At 59.1% G+C, this 3329-nt stretch carries 2 rRNA genes (1 of these 2 running past the window's edge); both read right to left on the bottom strand.

What is annotated here, in order from left to right:
• Positions 1–1560 (bottom strand): 23S ribosomal RNA (locus tag AP234_RS34050) (it extends 2439 nt beyond the left edge of the window).
• Positions 1561–2089: 529 nt separating this feature from the next.
• A 16S ribosomal RNA gene (locus AP234_RS34045) occupies positions 2090–3329 on the bottom strand; the annotation flags it as partial.

Below are 3329 nucleotides of genomic sequence, written 5' to 3'. Positions count from 1 at the left end.
TAAGGACTCTTAGTATCACCAGGTTCAGTATGGGCGCACCACAGCGGGTACGGGAATATCAACCCGTCATCCATCGACTACGCCTGTCGGCCTCGCCTTAGGCCCCGACTAACCCTGGGCGGATCAACCTGCCCCAGGAACCCTTGGTCATCCGGCGCAGAAGTTTCTCACTTCTGACTCGCTACTCATGCCTGCATTCTCACTCGCACACCCTCCACCACCGATCACTCGACAGCTTCACCGGACGCACGACGCTCCCCTACCCACCCACAACCAGACAACGTCCGATCACAGGTGCCGCGACTTCGGCGGTATGCTTGAGCCCCGCTACATTATCGGCGCGAAATCACTTGACCAGTGAGCTATTACGCACTCTTTCAAGGATGGCTGCTTCTAAGCCAACCTCCTGGTTGTCACTGCGACTCCACATCCTTTCCCACTCAGCACACGCTTAGGGGCCTTAGTCGACGATCTGGGCTGTTTCCCTCTCGACCACGGAGCTTATCCCCCGCAGTCTCACTGCCACGCTCAACTTACCGGCATTCGAAGTTTGGCTGACGTCAGTAACCTTGTCGGGCCCATCAGCCAACCAGAGCCCTACCTCCGGCAAGCACCACGCAACGCTGCACCTAAATGCATTTCGGGGAGAACCAGCTATCACGGAGTTTGATTGGCCTTTCACCCCTACACACAGATCATCCCCCAGGTTTTCAACCCTGGTGGGTTCGGGCCTCCACCCAGTCTTACCTGAGCTTCACCCTGCCCATGCGTAGATCACTCCGCTTCGGGTCCACAGCATGCGACTCAAACGCCCTATTCAGACTCGCTTTCGCTACGGCTCCCCCACCCGGGTTAACCTCGCCACACACCACGACTCGCAGGCTCATTCTTCAAAAGGCACGCAGTCACATCACGAACGGGAAAACCCGCTCACGCTCCCACGGCTTGTAGGCACACGGTTTCAGGTACTATTTCACAACCCCTCACCGGGGCGCTTTTCACCTTTCCCTCACGGTACTCGTCCACTATCGGTCATCAGGAAGTATTTAGGCTTACCAGGTGGTCCTGGCAGATTCACACAGGATTCCTCGAGCCCCGTGCTACTCGGGACAACCCCCAACAGTCGGCATGATTTCGCCTACCCGGCTCTCACGGTCTCCGGCCGCCCATCCCAGAACGTTCGACTACCACACCGATTTATCACTGCCTGAGGAGACGGCGGTCTCCCCCAGAGGCTCCCACAACCCCGCACACGCAACACCCGCCGGCTATCACACGCGCACGGTTTAGCCTCCTCCGCTTTCGCTCACCACTACTCACGGAATCACAATTGTTTTCTTCTCCTACGGGTACTGAGATGTTTCACTTCCCCGCGTCACCACCAACCGCCCTATACATTCAGACGGCGGCAACACCACATGACTGGTGCTAGGTTTCCCCATTCGGACATCCCCGGATCAACGTCTGGTTGGCGACTCCCCGAGGCTTAACGCAGCCTCCCACGTCCTTCATCGGCTCCTGATGCCAAGGCATCCACCGTGTGCCCTAAACAACTTGGCCACAAAAGATGCTCGCGTCCACTATGCAATTCACAAACAACAACCAGAAAAACCAGCCCACCCCACCACCAAACACCCGAAACCCACCCGACAGACCACAACCCCGCACCCAAACGAGCACAAGACCACGACCTACAAGCAAGCCTCAAGCCGGTATGGCAGGAGACCAGTCCCGCACGAAGGAAACACCAACCACCCCGACACCCCGCGAAACCCCCACCCCCACACGCAAAGCGCGAAGACGGGACATCCCACGACGTCCAGAGCAGAACACGGCCGTTCCCTCAGGACCCAACAGTGTGCTCAACCAACCCCAGCCCCCGAACCCGCCTTTCCCACTCCGCACCCCACCCCGATAAAGGAGACAGGGATCACGGCGGTACTCACCGAACCGGCAACCACGACCAGCTGACTAACCAGTGCTCCACTAAGCAGCACGCCACGCATCGGACACACGCCGATGACCGCAGCTGCACAGACCAAACCCCACACCCACACGAGAGTGACAGAGCCGGTCGAATGCTCCTTAGAAAGGAGGTGATCCAGCCGCACCTTCCGGTACGGCTACCTTGTTACGACTTCGTCCCAATCGCCAGCCCCACCTTCGACCGCTCCCCCCCAAACGGGTTGGGCCACGGGCTTCGGGTGTTGCCGACTTTCGTGACGTGACGGGCGGTGTGTACAAGGCCCGGGAACGTATTCACCGCAGCATTGCTGATCTGCGATTACTAGCGACTCCGACTTCATGGGGTCGAGTTGCAGACCCCAATCCGAACTGAGACCGGCTTTTAGGGATTCGCTCCCCCTCACGGGTTAGCAGCCCTCTGTACCGACCATTGTAGCATGTTTGCAGCCCAAGACATAAGGGGCATGATGACTTGACGTCATCCCCACCTTCCTCCGAGTTGACCCCGGCAGTCTCCCATGAGTCCCCGGCCGGCCCGAAAGCCGCCGCTGGCAACATGGAACAAGGGTTGCGCTCGTTGCGGGACTTAACCCAACATCTCACGACACGAGCTGACGACAGCCATGCACCACCTGTACACCAGCCCCGAAAGGAACACCCGTCTCCGAGCGCGTCCGGTGTATGTCAAACCTTGGTAAGGTTCTTCGCGTTGCGTCGAATTAAGCAACATGCTCCGCCGCTTGTGCGGGCCCCCGTCAATTCCTTTGAGTTTTAGCCTTGCGGCCGTACTCCCCAGGCGGGGCGCTTAATGCGTTAGCTACGGCACAGGAACCATGGAAGACCCCCACACCTAGCGCCCAACGTTTACAGCGTGGACTACCAGGGTATCTAATCCTGTTCGCTCCCCACGCTTTCGCTCCTCAGCGTCAGAACTGGCCCAGCAAGCCGCCTTCGCCACCGGTGTTCCTCCTGATATCTGCGCATTTCACCGCTACACCAGGAATTCCACTTGCCCCTACCAGCCTCTAGCCTGCCCGTATCCACCGCAGACCCGTAGTTAAGCCACGGGCTTTCACGGCAGACGCGACAAGCCACCTACGAGCTCTTTACGCCCAATAATTCCGGACAACGCTTGCGCCCTACGTATTACCGCGGCTGCTGGCACGTAGTTAGCCGGCGCTTCTTCTACAGGTACACGTCAACTTCGTCCCTGCCGAAAGAGGTTTACAACCCGAAGGCCGTCATCCCCCACGCGGCGTCGCTGCGTCAGGCTTCCGCCCATTGCGCAATATTCCCCACTGCTGCCTCCCGTAGGAGTCTGGGCCGTGTCTCAGTCCCAGTGTGGCCGGTCGCCCTCTCAGGCC

It is taken from the genome of Sphaerimonospora mesophila (assembly GCF_001417795.1).
GTDB classification, from domain to species: domain Bacteria; phylum Actinomycetota; class Actinomycetes; order Streptosporangiales; family Streptosporangiaceae; genus Sphaerimonospora; species Sphaerimonospora mesophila.
This window is presented reverse-complemented; position numbering and strand designations above follow the sequence as displayed.